This is a genomic window from Enterobacter sp. BIDMC 27, assembly GCF_000534415.1.
GTDB lineage: Bacteria > Pseudomonadota > Gammaproteobacteria > Enterobacterales > Enterobacteriaceae > Enterobacter > Enterobacter hormaechei_C.
On record NZ_KI973178.1, the window covers coordinates 1,794,984 to 1,814,553 of the forward strand.

Below are 19,570 nucleotides of genomic sequence, written 5' to 3' on the forward strand. Positions count from 1 at the left end.
CGGTGCCCCCCGCTGTTGTGGAGGTGATCTATGTGCGAACTGCTCGGGATGAGCGCCAATGTGCCAACCGATATCTGCTTTAGTTTTACCGGGCTGGTTCAGCGCGGTGGAGGAACCGGGCCGCATAAAGACGGCTGGGGTATTACCTTCTACGAAGGCAAAGGATGTCGCACGTTTAAAGATCCACAACCCAGCTTTAACTCACCCATTGCCAGACTGGTGCAGGACTATCCTATTAAATCCTGTTCGGTGATCGCCCATATCCGCCAGGCAAATCGCGGCGAAGTGGCGCTGGAAAATACCCATCCGTTTACCCGTGAACTGTGGGGCCGTAACTGGACCTATGCGCACAACGGGCAGCTCTCGGGCTATAAATCACTGGAAACCGGCAATTTCCGTCCTGTCGGTGAAACGGACAGCGAAAAAGCATTTTGCTGGCTGCTGCACAAGCTTACCGAGCGCTACCCCCGTACGCCCGGCAACATGACCGCCGTTTTTAAGTACATAGCGTCACTGGCGTCTGAGTTACGCGAGAAGGGCGTCTTTAATATGCTGCTGTCTGACGGGCGCTACGTGATGGCGTTCTGCTCGACGAATCTGTTCTGGATCACCCGACGTGCGCCGTTTGGCGTCGCCACGCTGCTCGATCAGGATGTGGAAATTGATTTTCAGAAGGAGACCACACCGAACGATGTGGTCACTGTCATTGCAACGCAGCCGCTGACCGGCAACGAAACCTGGCAAAAGATCATGCCAGGCGAGTGGGCGCTATTTTGTCTCGGGGACCGCGTAATTTGACGCCAGCTGCGGCTGAACCACTTCATGGCTGAGCGGTTTACTCACCACGTAACGGCCATTGACGATGGACACCACCGGCGGCTTATGGGTCTGCTCGAAGTAGTCATAGCCCGGTTTTAGCTGTTTCCAGAAATCTGTGTAAACAGAGTACTTATGGCGCGCCATGTTCGCATCCGTCATACGGAACGGATAGATGCTGACCTGAACATTCGGCTGGCCGAAGACCAGTGCGCCCGTGACAAACTGGAAGATTTCATCAATGCCGGAATCCGTCATCGCATAACAACCGACTGACACGCAGGCACCGTGAATCATCAGGTATTTCCCTTCGTAACCGTGCGCACGGTCGAAGGCATTGGGGAAACCGATGTTAATCGCTTTATAGAAGCGGCTGTCCGGTTTTAGCTGGTTACGCTGAACGTTGTAAAACCCTTCCGGACTTTTGAAGTCACCCTGGCGCTGTTTCGGCCCCAGCCCGCCAGAATAGTTACAGATTTTGTAGCTATCGAGCAGCTGATACGTCTCGCCCATTTTGACAAACAGATCGAGTGTGCGCTCTTCCTTGAAGATTTGAATATAAACCGGGGATCCCATCAACTGCTGTTTATACTCTTTGCTGACCGGCGTCGTTGAACTATTACTGCCAAGCAGCCCGGCAAACGACATGCACGGTATCAGAAGCATCGCAATGAACAATGCGATTTTACGCATACTACTGGTTCCTTGATAAAACAATGACCAACTTGCCAGAACGGCAAAAGACACCCGAAATCAGACTAATCTGGACAGGAGCGCTCACATTAGCACCGATGGAGATTTTCGCAAGAGCCAACCTTTGCGTTTACAAATTAGTTTTACTTTATAACCCATTCACATTGTCCTGACTCCAGGAACTTTGCGCAATAGCTCGCATTTCGGCGCGCCAGTCGGCGGATTTGCTGCCCCTGGCAGGGCCGAAAATGATACACTCCGGCCTCTCTGGATTGTTGTTCATGGATACCTGCTAACCACATGTTTAGAATCAGAAAAGGACTCGATCTGCCAATCTCTGGCGTGCCTGAACAGCACGTTACCACCGGCGCCAGTATTCATCATGTCGCTATTGTAGGTGATGATTACGTGGGCATGCGTCCCGCGATGCTGGTACAGGAAGGCGATCGCGTAATAAAAGGCCAGGCGCTCTTCGAGGATAAAAAAAATCCTGGCGTTATGTTTACAGCCCCAGCCAGCGGCACCGTTGTCGCCATCCATCGTGGTGAGCGTCGCGTCCTGCAATCGGTTGTTATTCAAATTGAAGGCGATGAGAAACGCGAATTTGCGCGTTTTGACGCCGCCGATCTTGCCACCCTCAGCCACGACGCGGTGCAGACGCAACTGCTGGAGTCGGGACTGTGGACGGCGCTTCGCACGCGCCCCTATAGCAAAACGCCCGTGCCTGGCACTGTGCCGGCCGCTATCTTCGTCACGGCCATCGACACCAACCCGCTCAGCGCAGATCCGCAGCCTCTTATCCTGGCTGAACGCAAAGCTTTCGATGCCGGCCTCACCGTGTTAACGCGCCTGACGCCGGGCAAAGTGCATGTCTGCCAGGCCAGCGGCGGTAAGCTGGGCGGGCATCCGCAAGGGCAGGTAGCCTTTAATGAATTTGCCGGCCCGCATCCGGCCGGGCTGGTGGGAACGCATATTCATTTCCTGGAGCCGGTAAGCCTGACGAAACAGGTCTGGCATCTTAATTATCAGGACGTGATCGCTATCGGTAAGCTGTTCACCACGGGTGAGCTGTGCGCAGAACGCATTATTGCCATCGGCGGCCCTCAGGCAACCCAACCGCGTCTGGTTCGCACGCTGCTTGGGGCGGACCTGACGGCGCTGTTGGCTGGCGAAACGAAAGAGGGTGAAAACCGTATTATTTCCGGTTCGGTGCTGAGCGGCAGGCACGCGACAGGCCCGATGGCCTGGCTGGGTCGTTTCCATCTTCAGGTGAGCGTTGTGCTTGAAGGACGCGAGAAAGAGCTGTTCGGCTGGGTACTGCCTGGTGCAGAAAAATACTCGGTAACGCGCACCACGCTCGGCCACTTCCTGCGTCGTAAGCTGTTTAACTTCTCCACCAGCACCAACGGCGGTGAGCGCGCCATGGTTCCGATTGGCAACTACGAACGCGTGATGCCGCTGGATATTCTGCCCACCGTGCTGCTGCGCGATCTCCTGGCCGGCGATACCGACGGTGCCCAGGCGTTGGGCTGTCTGGAGCTGGACGAAGAAGATCTGGCGCTGTGTACCTACGTGTGTCCAGGTAAATACGAATATGGACCCGTATTGCGCGAGGTGTTAACCCGCATTGAGCAGGAAGGATAACCATGGGCTTAAAACACCTCTTTGAAAAAATTGAGCCGCACTTTACCGAAGGGAAGCTCAAAAAGTACTACCCGCTGTATGAAGCGACAACGACCATTTTCTACACGCCGGGTCTGGTGACGAAAGGCGCGGCGCACGTTCGCGACGCCATCGACCTCAAGCGAATGATGATTCTGGTCTGGTTTGCGGTCTTCCCGGCCATGTTCTGGGGGATGTATAACGTTGGGTTGCAAACTATTCCGGCGCTGCACCATATGTACGATGCAGAGCAGCTGGCGCAGGTGATTCAGTCTGACTGGCACTATCGTCTGGCGCAGTCGCTGGGGGTGAGCTTTGCGGCAGATGCCAGCTGGGTCAGCATGATGACGCTGGGCGCTGTCTTCTTCCTCCCTATCTATATGACTGTCTTTATCGTGGGCGGTTTCTGGGAGGTGCTGTTCGCTATTATTCGCAAACATGAGATCAACGAGGGCTTCTTTGTTACCTCTATTCTGTTTGCGCTGATTGTTCCGCCAACGCTGCCGCTCTGGCAGGCGGCGATGGGGATCAGCTTTGGCGTGGTGATTGCCAAGGAGATCTTCGGCGGGACCGGACGCAACTTCCTCAATCCGGCGCTGGCAGGGCGCGCGTTCCTGTTCTTTGCTTATCCGGCGCAAATCTCGGGCGACCTGGTGTGGACGGCAGCAGACGGATTCTCCGGCGCGACGCCACTTTCACAGTGGGCGGCTGGCGGCGGCGAAACGCTGGTCAATAATGCAACCGGACAGCCTGTCACCTGGTTTGATGCGTTTATCGGCAATATTCCAGGCTCCATCGGTGAAGTGTCTACCCTGATGATTTTGATCGGCGGGGCCATCATCCTCTTTGGCCGCGTGGCGTCCTGGCGCATTGTCGCAGGCGTCATGCTCGGGATGGTACTCACCGCCACGCTTTTCAACTTCATTGGTTCAGACACAAACCCGATGTTCTCCATGCCGTGGTACTGGCACCTCGTGCTGGGAGGCTTTGCGTTTGGCATGATGTTCATGGCCACCGATCCGGTCTCGGCTTCGTTTACCGACAGAGGTAAATGGTGTTACGGCGCGCTCATTGGGGTGATGTGTGTACTGATTCGCGTGGTCAACCCGGCTTATCCGGAAGGGATGATGTTGGCCATTCTGTTTGCCAATCTGTTTGCGCCGCTGTTCGACTACCTGGTCGTGCGCGCCAACATTAAGCGGAGGAAGGCGCGTGGCTGAGATCAAAAATAACGACAGCATCAGCAAAACGCTGCTGGTGGTGCTGGTACTGTGTCTGGTCTGTTCTATTGTCGTGGCCGGTTCTGCCGTAGGGTTAAAGCCGCTACAGCAAGAGCAACGAGCGCTGGATAAACAGCGTAACATCCTGGCCGTGGCCGGGCTGATGCAGGAAGGCATGACGAAGGATGACGTCGCAGCGGTGTTTGCCGAACGTATTACCGCACGGCTGGTGGATTTAAAAACCGGGGAGTTAATGGATAAAGACCCGGCGAAATACAACCAGGCGCTGGCGCTAAAAGATCCGCAGATGAGCACCACGCTTGACGCCTCGCAGGATCCGGCAGGCATTAAGCGCCGCAGCAATGTCGCGGAGATTTACCTCGTCCGTGACGAGCAAAAGCGCATCCAGGAAATCGTGTTGCCCATCTATGGCAACGGTTTATGGTCAATGATGTACGCCTTTGTGGCGTTGGATACCGATGGTCGTACGGTGAAAGGCATTACTTATTACGATCAGGGCGAAACACCAGGGCTGGGGGGCGAAGTTGAGAACCCTAACTGGCGAGCACAGTTTGTTGGTAAAAAAGTGCTCGACGACAACGGCCAGCCTGCGCTGAAGGTGGTGAAAGGGGGCGCGCGTCCCGGCGATGAATTTGCCGTTGATGGCCTTTCCGGCGCCACGCTCACCTCTAACGGTGTACAGCACAGCTTTGATTTCTGGATGGGTGAACTGGGCTTTGGTCCCTTCCTGAAGAATGTACGTGAAGGAGCGCTGAATAATGGCTGATACGGGTGAACTGAAAGAAGTTAAAAAGGTGCTGATTGGCCCGCTGTTAGCCAATAACCCGATAACGCTACAGGTGCTGGGGGTGTGCTCGGCGCTGGCGGTGACCACCAAGCTGGAAACGGCGGTGGTCATGACGCTGGCGGTAACGCTGGTGACAGCGTTTTCCAGCATGTTTATCTCAATGATCCGCCACCACATACCCAACAGCGTGAGGATCATCGTGCAGATGGCGATTATCGCCTCGCTGGTGATCGTGGTCGATCAGCTCCTGCGCGCCTTCGCCTATGAAACCTCGAAGCAGCTTTCGGTGTTTGTCGGCCTGATAATCACCAACTGCATCGTGATGGGGCGTGCTGAAGCCTATGCGATGAAAATGCCACCGCTGGCGAGCTTTATGGACGGTATCGGTAACGGCCTGGGTTACGGCGTGATCCTGTTGACGGTTGGTTTCCTGCGCGAACTTATTGGCAGCGGCAAGCTGTTTGGCATTCCGGTGCTGGATACGGTACAGAACGGCGGCTGGTATCTGCCGAACGGCCTGTTCCTGCTGGCCCCAAGCGCATTTTTCATTATCGGTTTGCTGATCTGGCTGATTCGTACGTTGAAGCCTGAACAGCAGGAAAAGGAGTAACCGACAATGGCTCATTACCTGAGTTTATTTGTGCGCGCGGTGTTTGTTGAAAACATGGCGCTCGCTTTCTTCCTGGGCATGTGTACGTTCCTTGCCGTTTCTAAAAAGGTATCGACGGCATTTGGTCTGGGCGTGGCAGTTACCGTTGTGCTGGGGCTTTCCGTTCCGATTAACAACCTGGTATTCAACTTCGTGCTGCGCGATGGCGCGCTGGTGGAGGGGGTTGATCTTAGCTTCCTGAACTTCATCACCTTTATCGGAGTGATTGCGGCGCTTGTTCAGATCCTGGAGATGATCCTCGATAAATACTTCCCGTCGCTGTACAACGCGCTGGGGATCTTCCTGCCGCTGATCGCCGTGAACTGCGCCATCTTCGGTGGCGTCTCGTTTATGGTTCAGCGCGATTACAATTTCAGTGAATCGGTTGTGTATGGCTTCGGTTCCGGTATCGGCTGGATGCTGGCGATTGTCACCATGGCGGGGATCCGTGAAAAAATGAAATATGCCAACGTACCTGCGGGGCTTCGTGGCTTAGGGATCACCTTTATCACCACCGGCCTGATGGCGTTGGGCTTTATGTCCTTCTCCGGTGTGCAGCTATAAGGGCTAACAGATGGAAATTATTCTTGGCGTGGTGATGTTCACGCTGATAGTACTGGTGCTGTCAGGGCTGATCCTGGCGGCGCGTGCGAAGCTGGTCAATTCCGGGGATGTGATCATTGATATCAATGACGATCCGCAGAATCAGATCCGTACCCCGGCAGGGGATAAGCTGCTTAACACGCTCTCCGGCAACGGGATTTTTGTCTCGTCTGCCTGTGGCGGCGGTGGCTCCTGTGGCCAGTGCCGTGTGACGGTCAAAGAGGGCGGCGGTGATATTCTGCCAACGGAACTGTCGCATATCACGAAGCGTGAAGCGAAAGAGGGATGCCGTCTGGCGTGCCAGGTCGCTGTGCGCCAGAACATGAAGATTGAGCTGCCGGAGGAGATCTTCGGCGTGAAAAAATGGGAGTGCGAAGTTATCTCTAACGATAACAAAGCCACGTTCATCAAAGAGCTCAAGCTGCGTGTCCCTGAAGGGGAGAGCGTCCCGTTCCGTGCGGGTGGGTATATCCAGATTGATTGTCCGGCACACACCGTCGCGTATGCTGACTTCGATGTGCCTGAGGAGTACCGGGCAGACTGGGATAAATTTAACCTCTTCCGCTTTGTTTCCGAGGTAAAAGAGCCCGCGCTTCGCGCCTATTCCATGGCTAACTATCCGGAAGAGAAGGGCATTATTATGCTCAACGTGCGTATCGCCACGCCGCCACCGAATGTGCCTGATGCCCCTCCTGGCGTCATGTCGTCGTATATCTGGTCCCTCAAGCCTGGCGACAAAGTGACGATTTCCGGCCCGTTCGGCGAATTCTTTGCCAAAGATACTGACGCGGAGATGGTCTTTATCGGCGGCGGTGCGGGTATGGCGCCGATGCGTTCGCATATTTTTGACCAGCTCAAACGACTTGGCAGCAAGCGTAAGATCAGCTTCTGGTACGGGGCGCGTTCACTGCGCGAAATGTTCTATGACGATGAGTTTGAACAACTGGCGCGTGATAACCCTAACTTTACCTTCCATGTGGCGCTATCCGATCCGCAGCCGGAAGATAACTGGACAGGCTATACGGGCTTCATCCACAACGTGCTGTATGAAAATTACCTCAAACAGCACCCGGCACCGGAAGATTGCGAGTTCTATATGTGTGGTCCGCCAATGATGAACGCCGCCGTGATTAAGATGCTAAAAGATCTTGGCGTGGAAGATGAGAACATCATGCTTGATGATTTCGGAGGCTGATTATGCTGACTTTTCTGGCGACCTTTGCGGTGTTTGTGTTGGTGATCTTCGGCATGTCCTTAGGCTGGATCATCAAGCGTAAAAGCATTCAGGGCAGTTGCGGAGGCATCTCTTCCATCGGAATGGAAAAAGTGTGCGATTGTCCGGAACCGTGCGATGCGCGGAAAAAGCGGATGGCTCGCGAGCAGCAACGCATTATTTAGTCTTCCAGGTCGGGTAAGGCAACGCCGCCACCCGACAATTCCTGCGCGCACTTCTCAACCCTCATTTGTTTACTGTATACTTATCCAGTAATAAGTGAGGGCTTACTATGCGCAAAATAATCCATGTCGATATGGACTGCTTTTTTGCCGCAGTGGAGATGCGTGACAACCCGGCGCTGCGGGATATTCCGATCGCCATTGGCGGCAGCCGGGTTCAGCGCGGTGTCATCAGCACCGCCAACTATCCTGCTCGCAAATACGGTGTACGCAGCGCCATGCCGACAGCGATGGCGCTGAAACTGTGCCCGCATCTCACTCTTTTGCCCGGACGTTTTGATGCCTATAAAGAAGCATCGAGCCACATTCGGGAGATCTTCTCCCGCTACACCTCACTGATTGAACCGTTATCGCTGGATGAAGCCTATCTGGATGTCACCCACGGCGTGCACTGCCACGGCTCCGCCACCCTCATGGCGCAGGAGATCCGCCAGACTATTTTTAACGAGCTGAACCTGACGGCATCGGCAGGCGTCGCGCCGGTCAAATTTCTCGCCAAAATCGCCTCCGATTTAAATAAGCCCAACGGCCAGTACGTCATCACTCCGGAAGAGGTTCCGGCGTTTTTAAAGACGCTGCCGCTCAGCAAAATCCCCGGCGTGGGCAAAGTCTCCGCCGCGAAGCTGGAAAATATGGGGCTACGCACCTGCGAAGACGTTCAGCGCAGCGATCTGGCGCTGCTGCTTAAGCGTTTTGGCAAGTTTGGCCGCGTACTGTGGGAACGCAGTCAGGGCATTGATGACCGGGATGTGAACAACGAACGGCTGCGTAAATCGGTCGGCGTTGAACGCACGCTGAGCGAAGATATCCATGACTGGACCGAGTGTGAAACCATTATTACGGAACAGCTTTATCCTGAGCTTGAACGACGCTTACTGAAGGTCAAACCGGATCTGCTTATTGCCCGACAGGGCATCAAACTGAAATTTAACGATTTTCAGCAGACGACGCAGGAGCACGTCTGGCCACGCCTCAACAAAGAGGATCTTATCGCGACGGCGAAAAAGGCGTGGGAAGAACGGCGGGGCGGACGAGGGGTGAGGCTGGTGGGGCTGCACGTCACCTTGCTGGATCCGCAGCTGGAGCGTCAACTGGTGTTGGGACTGTAGATTACGCTAATCGTAGGCCCGGCAAGCGTAGCGCCACCGGGCATCAAACGGCTAATTACTTAACAGGAATTGCTTTCAGCAGCTCAGTCAGCAGCGTCCAGTAGTGACCGACGCTTTCAATGTGAACCTGCTCATCCGGGGAGTGTGGCCCGGTGATGGTTGGCCCGATGGAGACCATGTCCATATCCGGATACGGTTTCTTGAACAGACCACACTCCAGACCCGCATGAATAACCTGAATGTTCGGGGTGCTGTTGAACAGTCGCTGATAAGTTTCACGCACCAGTGCCATGACCGGAGAACTTGCATCCGGCTGCCAGCCCGGGTAGCTGCCTTTTGCAGACGTTTTCGCGCCCGCCAGGGTACCCAGAGATTTCAGCATGCTCACAACGTACTCTTTACCGCTGTCGATCAGGGAACGGATCAGGCAGATGATCTCTGCGCTGTCGTCACCCATGGTCACCACGCCCACGTTCAGGGAGGTTTCCACCACGCCTTTCGCCACGTCAGAGTTGCGAATAACGCCGTTTGGCGTTGCGTTCAGCAGCTGGACGAACGTGTCACGAGACTGTGCGGTCAGCGCGGCTTTATCCGTCGTAACGGACTCCAGCACCACCGTCAGGTTTTTCTCTTTTGCAGACAGTTCGTTTTTCAGGATCTCCAGATACACGCTGGAGAGTTTTTTCAGCTCGTCCGCTTTCGACGCAGGCACCGCCACGGTAGCGAAGGCTTCGCGAGGGATCGCGTTACGCAGAGTACCGCCGTTGAAGTCCACCAGACGCAGATCCAGTTCAGCAGCATGGCCCGCCAGGAAACGCGCCAGCAGTTTGTTGGCGTTGCCCAGGCCCAGGTGAATATCACCGCCGGAGTGACCGCCTTTCAGTCCTTTCAGCGTCAGCTTAAAGGTCTCGAATCCGGCAGGGATCGCTTCGCGGGACAGCGGCAGGGTAGAGATAAAATCGATCCCGCCCGCGCAGCCCATGTAGATCTCACCCTCTTCTTCGGAGTCGGTGTTGATCAGAATGTCCGCTTGCAGCCAGTTTGCCTGGAGACCGAACGCGCCATCCATGCCCGCTTCTTCAGTCATAGTCAGCAGCACTTCCAGCGGACCGTGTTCAACGCTGTCGTCAGCCAGCACGGCCAGCGCGGAAGCCATACCAATGCCGTTATCTGCGCCCAGAGTCGTGCCGCGCGCCTTCACCCACTCACCGTCGATGTAAGGCTGGATCGGGTCTTTTGTGAAGTCGTGAACGGTGTCGTTGTTTTTCTGCGGAACCATATCCAGGTGCGCCTGCAATACCACTGGCTTACGGTTTTCCATACCTGCGGTGGCAGGTTTGCGGATAAGAATATTTCCAACCTGGTCGCGCTCAGCGTGCAGACCTTTTTCCTTCGCCCAACCCATAATATGTTCGGCAAGCTGTTCTTCGTGATAGGAAGGGTGCGGAATGGAGCAGATTTTGGCAAAAATATCCCACAGCGGCTGTGGAGATAATTGAGACAGTTCAGACACGATAGGTCTCCTTGTCGTTGCGCTGCAAAACAATGTTGCAGGTCACAGGGTTAGCAGGTTAATCGTTACCACAAGTCAGGCTTGCGAGATGCAACTGAGAATACCACTTTCTCCCGTGGCTGGTAGCATTAAGCATGTAAAAACTCAGGCTCATGGCGCGTAACACTGGTTTTTAGTGCGTCAGATCTCTATAATCTCGCGCAACCTGGTTCACCCTCATTTTTTTAAGCCGTATATAAACAGGCTGGGACACTTCACATGAGCGAAAAATACGTCGTCACCTGGGACATGTTGCAGATTCACGCACGCAAACTGGCTGCGCGTCTGATGCCTTCCGAACAGTGGAAAGGCATTATTGCCGTCAGCCGTGGCGGTCTGGTACCGGGGGCGCTGCTGGCACGTGAGCTGGGTATTCGTCATGTCGATACCGTATGTATCTCCAGCTACGATCACGACAACCAGCGCGAACTGAAAGTGCTGAAACGCGCGGAAGGCGACGGTGAAGGCTTTATCGTTATCGACGATCTGGTGGACACCGGCGGTACCGCGGTGGCTATCCGCGAAATGTATCCAAAAGCGCACTTCGTCACTATCTTCGCGAAACCAGCGGGTCGCCCACTGGTTGATGATTACGTTATTGATATCCCGCAGGATACCTGGATTGAACAGCCATGGGATATGGGCGTGGTCTTCGTACCGCCTATCTCTGGCCGTTAATTTCAGTACGTAACTTTACACGCCCGGTTATGCCGGGCGTTGTTCTTTTTAGCCTGCCACGCGTTACAATGGTCTTCATATGACGTATCCATGGAGGCAACGCAATGACGCAGGCGAATCTTACCGAAACTCTCTTCAAACCCCGTTTCAAGCACCCTGAAACGTCGACGCTGGTGCGTCGTTTTAATCCGGGGACAATGCCTGCCGTTCAGTCAGCGTTAGACGGTAAGAACGTGCCCCACTGGTATCGAATGATTAACCGCCTGATGTGGATCTGGCGCGGCATCGATCCGCGTGAAATCCTCGACGTGCAGGCGCGTATCGTGATGAGCGAGTCCGAGCGTACCGACAGCGATCTCTACGATACGGTGGTGGGCTACCGTGGTGGAAACTGGATCTACGAATGGTCAAAGCAGGCCATGCTCTGGCAGCAAAAAGCGAGCCAGGAAGAAGATGCCACTCTCAGCGGAAAGCACTGGCTGCATGCGGCAAATCTGTACAGCATCGCTGCATATCCGCATCTTAAAGGCGACGAACTGGCAGAGCAGGCCCAGGCGCTGGCAAACCGGGCTTATGAAGAGGCCGCGCAGCGGTTGCCTGGCCGGATGCGTGAAATTGAGTTCGCCATTCCCGGTGGCAGCCCGGTGACCGGATTCCTGCATATGCCGGAGGGGGAAGGACCGTTCCCGACGGTTCTGATGTGCGGTGGACTGGACTCGTTACAAATTGACTATTACAGCCTGTATGAGCGCTACTTTGCCCCAAACGGAATCGCCATGCTGACGCTTGATATGCCTTCCATTGGTTTTTCATCCAAATGGAAACTTACGCAAGACTCCAGCCTGCTGCATCAGCATGCATTAAAAGCGCTGGAGAATATCCCTTGGGTTGACCACACCCGGGTTGGCGCGTTTGGCTTCCGCTTTGGCGCTAACGTCGCGGTACGGCTTGCCTACCTTGAATCTTCACGCCTGAAGGCCGTCGCCTGTCTTGGCCCGGTGGTGCATGCTCTGTTAAGCGATCCTGCGCGTCAGGGTAGCGTTCCTGAGATGTATCTGGACGTGCTGGCGAGCCGACTTGGCATGCATGATGCTTCAGACGAAGCGTTGCGCATTGAACTTAATCGTTATTCATTAAAAACGCAGGGCTTACTCGGCCGCCGCTGCCCAACCCCGATGATGTCCGGTTTCTGGAAGAACGATCCGTTTAGCCCGGAAGAGGAGTCACGCTTAATCACGTCGTCATCTTCTGATGGTAAATTGCTGGAGGTACCCTTCAGCCCGGTGTACCAGAATTTTGACAAAGCGCTGAAAGAGATCACACGCTGGATCACGCAGAGATTGTGTTAATAGTTTGCTAAATTTCGTTGGTTTGGTAAAACAGTGCTTCACAAAAGGAGATCGCAATGACGTTACCGAGTGGACACCCGAAAAGTAGACTGATTAAGAAGTTCATGGCTCTTGGCCCGTATATTCGAGAAGAGCAGTGTGAAGAGAATCGCTTTTTTTTCGACTGCCTGGCTGTTTGCGTCAACGTGAAGCCTGCACCCGAAAAACGTGAGTTCTGGGGCTGGTGGATGGAAATGGAAGCACAGGAAAACCGTTTTACCTATAGCTATCAGTTTGGCCTGTTTAATAAAGACGGGCACTGGCAGGCGACGAGCATCAAAGATCAGGAAGTGATCGATCGTCTGGAGCATACGCTAAAAGAATTTCACGGCAAAGCTCGTGATCTGCTGGCGACGCTGGATCTGAAGCTGGAGCCTGCGGACGATTTTTCCAGCGAAGCGGTGAAACTGAGAGCCTGATGATGTCACAGCGCCGGGTGGCGGCTACGCCTTACCCGGCATGAAAAATTTACTATCCCGTACGCCCGGTAAGCATAGCGTCACCGGGCACAAAAAAACCGGCTCAGCGCCGGTTTTTTATTACCACAACATCAGAACTGGTAGGTCATGCCCAGCGCAACGATATCATCGCTGCTTACGCCCAGTTTATTATCGTCATCGATCTGGTTGATCTTATAATCAACAAACGCAGACATATTTTTGTTGAAATAATATGTCGCACCTACGTCGATGTATTTCACGATATCTTCATCGCCGATACCTTCGATATCTTTGCCTTTAGACTGCACGTAACCCAGAGATGGACGCAGACCAAAGTCAAATTGATATTGCGCGACCACTTCGAAGTTTTGCGCTTTATTTGCAAAGCCACCGGAAATAGGGGCCATATTGCGGGTTTCGGAATAGATAGTGGCCAGATAAATATCGTTGGCATCATATTTCAAACCGGTTGCCCAGCCTTCTGCTTTTTTACCTTCGCCGCGTGCCTGAAGGTTTTGATCGTTAGTGCGATCGGAGCTGGCATACGCACCAATCACAGAAAAATCGCTGCCGCCGAAGTCATAGCTCAGGGAGGTACCGAAGCCGTCACCGTTTTGCTTCTTCACGTCGCGGTTTTCATTTTTGCCCTGGTATTGCAGGGTCATATTCAGGCCGTCAACCAGGCCAAAGAAATCGGTATTACGGTATGTGGCCAGACCGGAGGCGCGTTTCGTCATGAAGTTATCGGTCTGTGCCAGGCCGTCACCGCCGAACTCCGGGAACATATCGGTGTATGCGGCGACGTCATACAGCGCGCCCAGGTTACGGCCGTAATCCAGTGAGCCGAAGTCTTTCAGTTTCAGCCCGGCAAATGCCAGACGTGTTTTTTGAGAAGAGTCGCTCTCAGCTTTGTTACCTGCGAACTCAGCTTCCCAACGTCCGTAGCCCGTCAGCTGATCGTTAATCTGCGTTTCACCCTTAAAGCCGAAACGAACGTAAGTCTGGTCACCATCCTTAGCGTCATCATCACTGATGTAGTGCATTGCTTTTACTTTGCCGTACACGTCCAGTTTATTCCCGTTTTTATTATAAACTTCTGCTGCCTGAACAGATGCGGAAGCAACTACGCCCATTACCACTAATGCCAGAGTGCTCTTTTTCATTTTCAATCCTGATTTTATAAAAACGCGCTAATATTCGCTGAGTAATAAGATTCGACTTATTACCCCGTGAAAAACAGGAAGGGTTTTATCGTTCGTGGGTGAAAGTTTTATGACAAAGTAAGAATATGTCTAAAAAAGTATGTTTTAATTTTTCGGTAATAAAATTGTCAAAATCTGCCGCTACGCTTCCTGATCCCGCGCAACAAAGTGACGGGTCATGCGCTAAGGCAGTTGGCAACGGAGCTGACACCTGTTAAAACGTCTGACTGACATCATTTTCCCTTATTGTTGAACGGCAGAGAATCATGAGTGACAGCCAGACGCTGGTGGTAAAACTCGGTACCAGTGTGTTAACAGGCGGATCGCGCCGCCTGAATCGTGCCCATATCGTTGAGCTTGTACGTCAGTGCGCTCAGTTGCATGCCGCAGGGCATCGTATTGTGATTGTGACTTCCGGGGCGATTGCCGCCGGGCGTGAACACCTGGGCTACCCCGAACTCCCCGCGACGATCGCCTCCAAACAGCTGCTGGCCGCCGTGGGACAAAGCCGACTCATACAGCTCTGGGAACAACTGTTCTCCATCTACGGCATTCACGTCGGGCAGATGCTGCTGACGCGTGCGGATATGGAAGACAGAGAACGTTTCCTGAACGCCCGCGATACGCTGCGTGCACTGCTGGATAACCATATCGTTCCGGTCATTAACGAAAACGACGCTGTTGCCACCGCTGAAATCAAAGTGGGCGACAACGATAACCTCTCTGCGCTGGCGGCGATCCTGGCAGGGGCCGATAAGCTACTGCTTCTGACCGATCAGCAGGGGCTGTTTACCGCTGACCCGCGTTCTAATCCACAGGCAGAACTAATTAAAGACGTTCACGGCATTGACGATGCGCTGCGCGCCATTGCGGGTGACAGCGTTTCTGGTCTGGGGACAGGCGGCATGGGCACCAAGCTCCAGGCCGCGGACGTGGCGTGCCGGGCCGGTATCGACACCATCATCGCCGCGGGCAGCCGCCCGGGCGTGATCGGTGATGTGATGGAAGGCATCTCTGTGGGCACTCGCTTCCACGCCCAGGCGTCCCCGCTGGAAAACCGAAAACGCTGGATCTTTGGTGCGCCCCCGGCTGGCGAACTGACCGTGGATGAAGGCGCGACCGCCGCTATTCTGGAAAGAGGAAGCTCGTTACTTCCAAAAGGAATTAAAAGCGTGACAGGCAACTTCTCGCGTGGTGAAGTGATCCGAATCCGTAACCTTGAAGGTCGCGACATCGCTCATGGCGTAAGTCGTTATAACAGCGACGCGCTGCGTCGGATTGCTGGTCACCATTCCCAGCAGATCGACGCCATCCTGGGCTATGAATATGGCCCGGTTGCAGTGCATCGTGACGACATGATTATTCGTTAAGGAGCCAGAACATGCTGGAACAAATGGGCGCAGCCGCGAAAGCCGCCTCTTATAAACTGGCGCTCCTTTCCAGCCGCGAGAAAAACCGCGTGCTGGAAAAAATCGCTGATTATCTGGAATCTCAGTCGCAGGAAATTTTGCTCGCCAACGAGCAGGATCTGCTGGAAGCGCGTAGCAACGGCTTGAGTGAAGCGATGCTCGATCGTCTGGCGCTGACCCCTGCGCGTCTGAAAGGTATTGCCGACGACGTCCGTCAGGTGTGCAACCTCGCCGACCCGGTAGGGCAGGTGATTGACGGTGGGGTGCTCGACAGCGGATTACGCCTTGAGCGTCGCCGCGTGCCGCTTGGCGTCATTGGGGTGATTTACGAAGCGCGTCCAAACGTGACGGTGGATGTCGCCTCCCTGTGCCTGAAGACCGGTAATGCCGCGATCCTGCGTGGCGGGAAGGAGACCTGGCGCACCAACGCCGCGACGGTAAACGTCATTCAGCAGGCGCTGGAGGAGTGTGGTTTACCGGCGGGTGCCGTGCAGGCGATTGAAAGCCCCGACCGTGCGCTGGTCAACGAGATGCTGCGCATGGACAAATACATCGACATGCTGATCCCACGCGGCGGCGCGGGCTTGCACAAGCTGTGCCGTGAGCAATCTACCATTCCGGTGATCACCGGTGGTATTGGCGTATGCCATATCGTAGTGGATGACACCGCGGAGGTAGAACCTGCGCTGAAGATTATCGTCAACGCTAAAACACAGCGTCCAAGCACCTGTAATACGGTGGAAACGCTGCTGGTGCATCAGGGCATCGCCAGTACCTTCCTGCCAGCGCTGAGCAAGCAGATGGCGGAAAGTGGCGTCACGCTGCATGCGGATGAGAAGTCTCTCGCCCTGCTGAAAGACGGTCCGGCGAAGGTCGTTCCGGTTAACGCGGAGCAGTACGACGATGAGTATTTGTCGCTGGATCTGAACGTGAAGGTGGTTGCGGATCTCGATGATGCTATTGCGCACATTCGTGAACACGGAACCCAGCATTCTGACGCGATCCTGACGCGGACCCTGCGCAATGCCGATCGTTTTGTGAATGAAGTGGATTCGTCTGCGGTTTACGTGAATGCCTCGACGCGCTTCACCGATGGCGGCCAGTTTGGTCTGGGCGCGGAGGTGGCTGTGAGCACTCAGAAGCTGCATGCCCGCGGTCCGATGGGGCTGGAAGCGCTGACCACCTACAAGTGGATCGGCTACGGTGATGATACGATTCGTGGGTAAATAATCGCGGGTGATGCAAAAATAGCCGTTTGATTCAAAAGGGCATTGACGCATCACCCGGTTAGATCTACTCTTTTGCCCCGTGGTTACGCTCGTAACCGGCCTTTCAGGGCCGATATAGCTCAGTTGGTAGAGCAGCGCATTCGTAATGCGAAGGTCGTAGGTTCGACTCCTATTATCGGCACCATCCTACCTATTTTAACGTCTCCCTAAGTCTACTCAAACACCCTTTAAATCCTTATAATACGCCGTTTCACGGCCCTTGTTGTCTCTGCTCGTCTACTCACGTTCACGAAAATCTACGGTGAGTTGGGGGCATCGGTGGGGGCATGTTGTATTCGGTCTAAAGGAGATGCCCCCAAATGAAGCTCAATGCCAGACAGGTCGAGACTGCCAAGCCTAAAGATAAACCCTATAAGTTAGCAGATGGTGGGGGCATGTATCTGGAGGTGTTCCCTAACGGCACCAAAAGCTGGCGCATGAAATACCGTATCGCAGGTAAAGAAAAACGTGTGGTGTTTGGTGTTTACCCGACCATTACCTTAGCGGATGCCAGAAGCAAAAGAGATGATGCTAAAAAGCTGCTGGTTAATGGCGTTGATCCGAGTGCGTTTAAGAAAGAAAGCAAACTAGCCCAAATCGAAGAAGTAAAAAACACCTTTCAGCAAATTGCGCTCGAATGGCACAACATGAAAGTGAAGAAATGGTCTGCGGGATATGCCTCTGACATTCTTGAAGCCTTCAACAAAGATGTCTTCCCGTTCATCGGTCAACGTCCTGTTGCAGACATCAAGCCGTTGGAATTGCTTAACGTGCTCAAAAAGATGGAAGAGCGAGGTGCGACTGAGAAAGCTAAGAAAGTACGTCAGCGATGTGGTGAAGTGTTTCGCTACGCCATAGTTACAGGCAGAGCCGAGTATAACCCCGCACCAGATCTCACCAGTGCTATGCAGGGGCATGAGTCTAAACATTATCCATTCCTGACCATTGAGGAGCTTCCAGCCTTTTTTAAAGCCCTTGCTGGCTACTCTGGTAGTGAGTTGGTAGTGTTAGCCGCCCGACTAATGATCATCACTGGTGTTCGAACGGGTGAATTACGTGGTGCGTTATGGTCTGAAATTTATACTGATAAAGGGTTATGGGAAATTTCTGCCGAACGCATGAAAATGCGGCGTCCTCATATTGTTCCGTTATCCGTGCAGGCATTGGAAATTATTGAAAAAATCAGGGCAATGACTGGTAATTTTCATCTAATGTTCCCCGGTCGTAATGATCCAAGTAAAACAATGAGCGAAGCCAGTATCAATCAGGTGTTTAAGCGAATTGGCTATACCGGCCGCGTTACGGGGCATGGATTCCGTCATACCATGAGCACCGTTCTTCATGAACAAGGCTACAACACCGCATGGATTGAAACCCAGCTTGCGCATCTTGATAAGAATGCTATCCGTGGTACCTATAACCATGCGCAATATCTTGATGGCAGACGTGAGATGCTGCAATGGTATGCTGACTATATGGATAGCCTTGAGAATGGTGGCAATGTGATGCATGGGACGTTTAATCGACGTGCATAGAGGAAGCTGATGCTGAACTAAGGGCTATGTCTCGGTAGAGCGTAGCTCTTTTTTATGACTGCATTTTTTATAATTATTGCTTCTGGTCGCTCAGATGAGTTCAACTATCCATTTCTGAATGGAATAACAAAGGCACCAAATGGCAATCATGAGAAACTGGTCAACGGAACACACCAAAGAAGTTAAAAAATGGTTGGATATCAATACCTATCGAGGATTTGAAGATCTGACTCTCATACAGCTTTACCATGAGCTGCTTGCAAGGACACTGTTCTTTAAGCCTTATCATGAGGAATTCGAAGCGAAAGCCGTGAACCTCTATATTGACCGAATTTTCAGCGGAAAACCGTTTCTTATTACAGAGCAACATCTCGGATACCTCACGAGAGAGGACACCCTTTACCAACCCCCACATTTCTTTTTGACCACGACAGAACGGCTGGCTCAGCTCAGCATCGTTGGATTACGGAATTCATTATTTTTCTGGGGTGGAAGTGATGAGTATTCGGTTAACCGTGAATTTCTCGATAGCCCTGTATCCGAAGCTCTCCCTAAGCTGTTCAGAGATACTGTCATGGTCGAAATAGACCTTGCGAATGGAACTGATGAGGAAATAGCTGAATCTTTGAAAGCCGCGCTACCTCAATGGCGTAAAGTACGGGGCATTGAAGCCGATACATCTGATTCGATCAGGTTTGGCTATGGAACCATCAAGAAAATCATCAACTACAGACTCATACCCATGATTGACATCCTTGTATGGTCTACTCTGCACAAGGTTCGCATATCAGAAGATCGACTTTCACGCCTCCTTTACACCGACGATGATGATGAAGAACAGACCCGCCTCAATCACCAAATTCGGGACACAGACAGACCACTGGCGATAAAAGCAGCCAGTATACCTTTCATCCGTCAGTTCCATCTGTTCATCAACAAAAACAGTCATCTCAAAAACATCAGAGTTTCAGACGTGATGAAAATCGCGGATTCTGATAAAGACTGATATCCAGACCCTTGGCGATCTGAAGGTCGCTCTTTTTGCTGGTGATTCAATCGTATATTCATTTCCGTCAACATAGA

At 53.3% G+C, this 19,570-nt stretch carries 19 protein-coding genes and 1 tRNA gene; 17 read left to right on the forward strand and 3 right to left on the reverse strand.

The annotated features are described in order from the left end of the window. Positions 1-30: 30 nt before the first annotated feature. Positions 31-798 carry a class II glutamine amidotransferase gene (locus L463_RS14080; protein WP_017383120.1) on the forward strand — a complete coding sequence of 256 codons (768 nt, stop codon included), beginning with the start codon at positions 31-33 and terminating at the stop codon, positions 796-798. Here the strand turns inward: L463_RS14080 and dpaA are convergent. Continuing rightward, positions 769-1,509, reverse strand: a complete 741-nt coding sequence (gene dpaA / locus L463_RS14075) for a peptidoglycan meso-diaminopimelic acid protein amidase (protein WP_006810008.1) — start codon at positions 1,507-1,509, stop codon at positions 769-771. The genes L463_RS14080 and dpaA overlap by 30 nt on opposite strands. 300 nt (positions 1,510-1,809) lie before the next feature. Here dpaA and L463_RS14070 point away from each other — a divergent pair, with 300 nt between their 5' ends. The 8 genes from L463_RS14070 (at position 1,810) to dinB (ending at position 9,015) form a co-directional block, all read left to right on the forward strand. Beyond that, positions 1,810-3,153, forward strand: coding sequence for a Na(+)-translocating NADH-quinone reductase subunit A (locus L463_RS14070; RefSeq protein ID WP_023295963.1), 1,344 nt, complete (start codon positions 1,810-1,812; stop codon positions 3,151-3,153). A 2-nt stretch (positions 3,154-3,155) separates the two neighbouring features. Further along, positions 3,156-4,391 carry an NADH:ubiquinone reductase (Na(+)-transporting) subunit B gene (locus L463_RS14065; RefSeq protein WP_017694468.1) on the forward strand — a complete coding sequence of 412 codons (1,236 nt, stop codon included), beginning with the start codon at positions 3,156-3,158 and terminating at the stop codon, positions 4,389-4,391. Then, positions 4,384-5,178, forward strand: coding sequence for a Na(+)-translocating NADH-quinone reductase subunit C (locus L463_RS14060; protein ID WP_023295964.1), 795 nt, complete (start codon positions 4,384-4,386; stop codon positions 5,176-5,178). The genes L463_RS14065 and L463_RS14060 overlap by 8 nt, the downstream gene beginning before the upstream one ends. After that, on the forward strand, positions 5,171-5,809 hold the full coding sequence (locus L463_RS14055; protein WP_003863219.1) for an NADH:ubiquinone reductase (Na(+)-transporting) subunit D: 639 nt from the start codon (positions 5,171-5,173) through the stop codon (positions 5,807-5,809). Before L463_RS14060 ends, L463_RS14055 begins: the two co-directional genes overlap by 8 nt. Before the next feature lie 6 nt (positions 5,810-5,815). Beyond that, positions 5,816-6,412, forward strand: a complete 597-nt coding sequence (nqrE, locus tag L463_RS14050; protein WP_003863217.1) for an NADH:ubiquinone reductase (Na(+)-transporting) subunit E — start codon at positions 5,816-5,818, stop codon at positions 6,410-6,412. 10 nt (positions 6,413-6,422) lie between these two features. After that, a complete protein-coding gene (gene nqrF, locus L463_RS14045) occupies positions 6,423-7,646 on the forward strand; it encodes an NADH:ubiquinone reductase (Na(+)-transporting) subunit F (RefSeq protein WP_015571374.1) in 1,224 nt (407 codons plus the stop codon). 2 nt (positions 7,647-7,648) lie between these two features. Further along, positions 7,649-7,849 carry a (Na+)-NQR maturation NqrM gene (nqrM, locus tag L463_RS14040; protein ID WP_003863212.1) on the forward strand — a complete coding sequence of 67 codons (201 nt, stop codon included), beginning with the start codon at positions 7,649-7,651 and terminating at the stop codon, positions 7,847-7,849. Between the two features lie 107 nt (positions 7,850-7,956). Next, positions 7,957-9,015, forward strand: a complete 1,059-nt coding sequence (dinB, locus tag L463_RS14035) for a DNA polymerase IV (protein WP_032102824.1) — start codon at positions 7,957-7,959, stop codon at positions 9,013-9,015. Between the two features lie 55 nt (positions 9,016-9,070). Here dinB and pepD read toward each other — a convergent pair whose 3' ends face one another. After that, complete coding sequence (pepD, locus tag L463_RS14030) at positions 9,071-10,528, reverse strand: cytosol nonspecific dipeptidase (protein WP_032102826.1); 1,458 nt, start codon at positions 10,526-10,528, stop codon at positions 9,071-9,073. Between the two features lie 258 nt (positions 10,529-10,786). On the opposite strand from pepD, the gene gpt reads away from it, so the two are divergent. The 3 genes from gpt (at position 10,787) to crl (ending at position 13,052) form a co-directional block, all read left to right on the forward strand. Further along, positions 10,787-11,245, forward strand: coding sequence for a xanthine phosphoribosyltransferase (gpt, locus tag L463_RS14025; protein ID WP_003863205.1), 459 nt, complete (start codon positions 10,787-10,789; stop codon positions 11,243-11,245). A 104-nt stretch (positions 11,246-11,349) separates the two neighbouring features. Further along, positions 11,350-12,594, forward strand: coding sequence for an esterase FrsA (gene frsA / locus L463_RS14020; protein ID WP_023295967.1), 1,245 nt, complete (start codon positions 11,350-11,352; stop codon positions 12,592-12,594). A gap of 56 nt (positions 12,595-12,650) precedes the next feature. Next, a complete protein-coding gene (gene crl / locus L463_RS14015; protein WP_006809999.1) occupies positions 12,651-13,052 on the forward strand; it encodes a sigma factor-binding protein Crl in 402 nt (133 codons plus the stop codon). A gap of 131 nt (positions 13,053-13,183) precedes the next feature. Here crl and phoE read toward each other — a convergent pair whose 3' ends face one another. Continuing rightward, complete coding sequence (gene phoE, locus L463_RS14010) at positions 13,184-14,236, reverse strand: phosphoporin PhoE (RefSeq protein WP_017383128.1); 1,053 nt, start codon at positions 14,234-14,236, stop codon at positions 13,184-13,186. Positions 14,237-14,541: 305 nt separating this feature from the next. On the opposite strand from phoE, the gene proB reads away from it, so the two are divergent. The 5 genes from proB to L463_RS13985 all read left to right on the forward strand — a co-directional run bounded on the left by proB (position 14,542) and on the right by L463_RS13985 (position 19,493). Continuing rightward, on the forward strand, positions 14,542-15,645 hold the full coding sequence (proB, locus tag L463_RS14005; RefSeq protein WP_015571369.1) for a glutamate 5-kinase: 1,104 nt from the start codon (positions 14,542-14,544) through the stop codon (positions 15,643-15,645). 11 nt (positions 15,646-15,656) lie between these two features. After that, positions 15,657-16,910: a glutamate-5-semialdehyde dehydrogenase gene (proA, locus tag L463_RS14000; RefSeq protein ID WP_032102827.1), complete on the forward strand. Its 1,254-nt coding sequence runs from the start codon at positions 15,657-15,659 to the stop codon at positions 16,908-16,910. A 111-nt stretch (positions 16,911-17,021) separates the two neighbouring features. Beyond that, a tRNA-Thr gene (locus L463_RS13995) sits at positions 17,022-17,097 on the forward strand. Positions 17,098-17,272: 175 nt separating this feature from the next. Further along, entirely contained in the window at positions 17,273-18,487 is a 1,215-nt protein-coding gene (locus L463_RS13990) for a tyrosine-type recombinase/integrase (protein ID WP_001412614.1), read from the forward strand. 148 nt (positions 18,488-18,635) lie between these two features. Continuing rightward, on the forward strand, positions 18,636-19,493 hold the full coding sequence (locus tag L463_RS13985) for a DUF6387 family protein (RefSeq protein WP_032673336.1): 858 nt from the start codon (positions 18,636-18,638) through the stop codon (positions 19,491-19,493). Positions 19,494-19,570 lie beyond the last annotated feature (77 nt).

Coding starts and splice junctions, on each gene's coding strand:
- L463_RS14080 (WP_017383120.1), top strand. CDS start 31: ATGTGCGAACTGCTCGGGATGAGCGCCAATGTGCCAACCGATATCTGC.
- dpaA (WP_006810008.1), bottom strand. CDS start 1,509: ATGCGTAAAATCGCATTGTTCATTGCGATGCTTCTGATACCGTGCATG.
- L463_RS14070 (WP_023295963.1), top strand. CDS start 1,810: ATGTTTAGAATCAGAAAAGGACTCGATCTGCCAATCTCTGGCGTGCCT.
- L463_RS14065 (WP_017694468.1), top strand. CDS start 3,156: ATGGGCTTAAAACACCTCTTTGAAAAAATTGAGCCGCACTTTACCGAA.
- L463_RS14055 (WP_003863219.1), top strand. CDS start 5,171: ATGGCTGATACGGGTGAACTGAAAGAAGTTAAAAAGGTGCTGATTGGC.
- nqrE (WP_003863217.1), top strand. CDS start 5,816: ATGGCTCATTACCTGAGTTTATTTGTGCGCGCGGTGTTTGTTGAAAAC.
- nqrF (WP_015571374.1), top strand. CDS start 6,423: ATGGAAATTATTCTTGGCGTGGTGATGTTCACGCTGATAGTACTGGTG.
- nqrM (WP_003863212.1), top strand. CDS start 7,649: ATGCTGACTTTTCTGGCGACCTTTGCGGTGTTTGTGTTGGTGATCTTC.
- dinB (WP_032102824.1), top strand. CDS start 7,957: ATGCGCAAAATAATCCATGTCGATATGGACTGCTTTTTTGCCGCAGTG.
- gpt (WP_003863205.1), top strand. CDS start 10,787: ATGAGCGAAAAATACGTCGTCACCTGGGACATGTTGCAGATTCACGCA.
- frsA (WP_023295967.1), top strand. CDS start 11,350: ATGACGCAGGCGAATCTTACCGAAACTCTCTTCAAACCCCGTTTCAAG.
- crl (WP_006809999.1), top strand. CDS start 12,651: ATGACGTTACCGAGTGGACACCCGAAAAGTAGACTGATTAAGAAGTTC.
- phoE (WP_017383128.1), bottom strand. CDS start 14,236: ATGAAAAAGAGCACTCTGGCATTAGTGGTAATGGGCGTAGTTGCTTCC.
- proB (WP_015571369.1), top strand. CDS start 14,542: ATGAGTGACAGCCAGACGCTGGTGGTAAAACTCGGTACCAGTGTGTTA.
- proA (WP_032102827.1), top strand. CDS start 15,657: ATGCTGGAACAAATGGGCGCAGCCGCGAAAGCCGCCTCTTATAAACTG.
- L463_RS13990 (WP_001412614.1), top strand. CDS start 17,273: ATGAAGCTCAATGCCAGACAGGTCGAGACTGCCAAGCCTAAAGATAAA.
- L463_RS13985 (WP_032673336.1), top strand. CDS start 18,636: ATGAGAAACTGGTCAACGGAACACACCAAAGAAGTTAAAAAATGGTTG.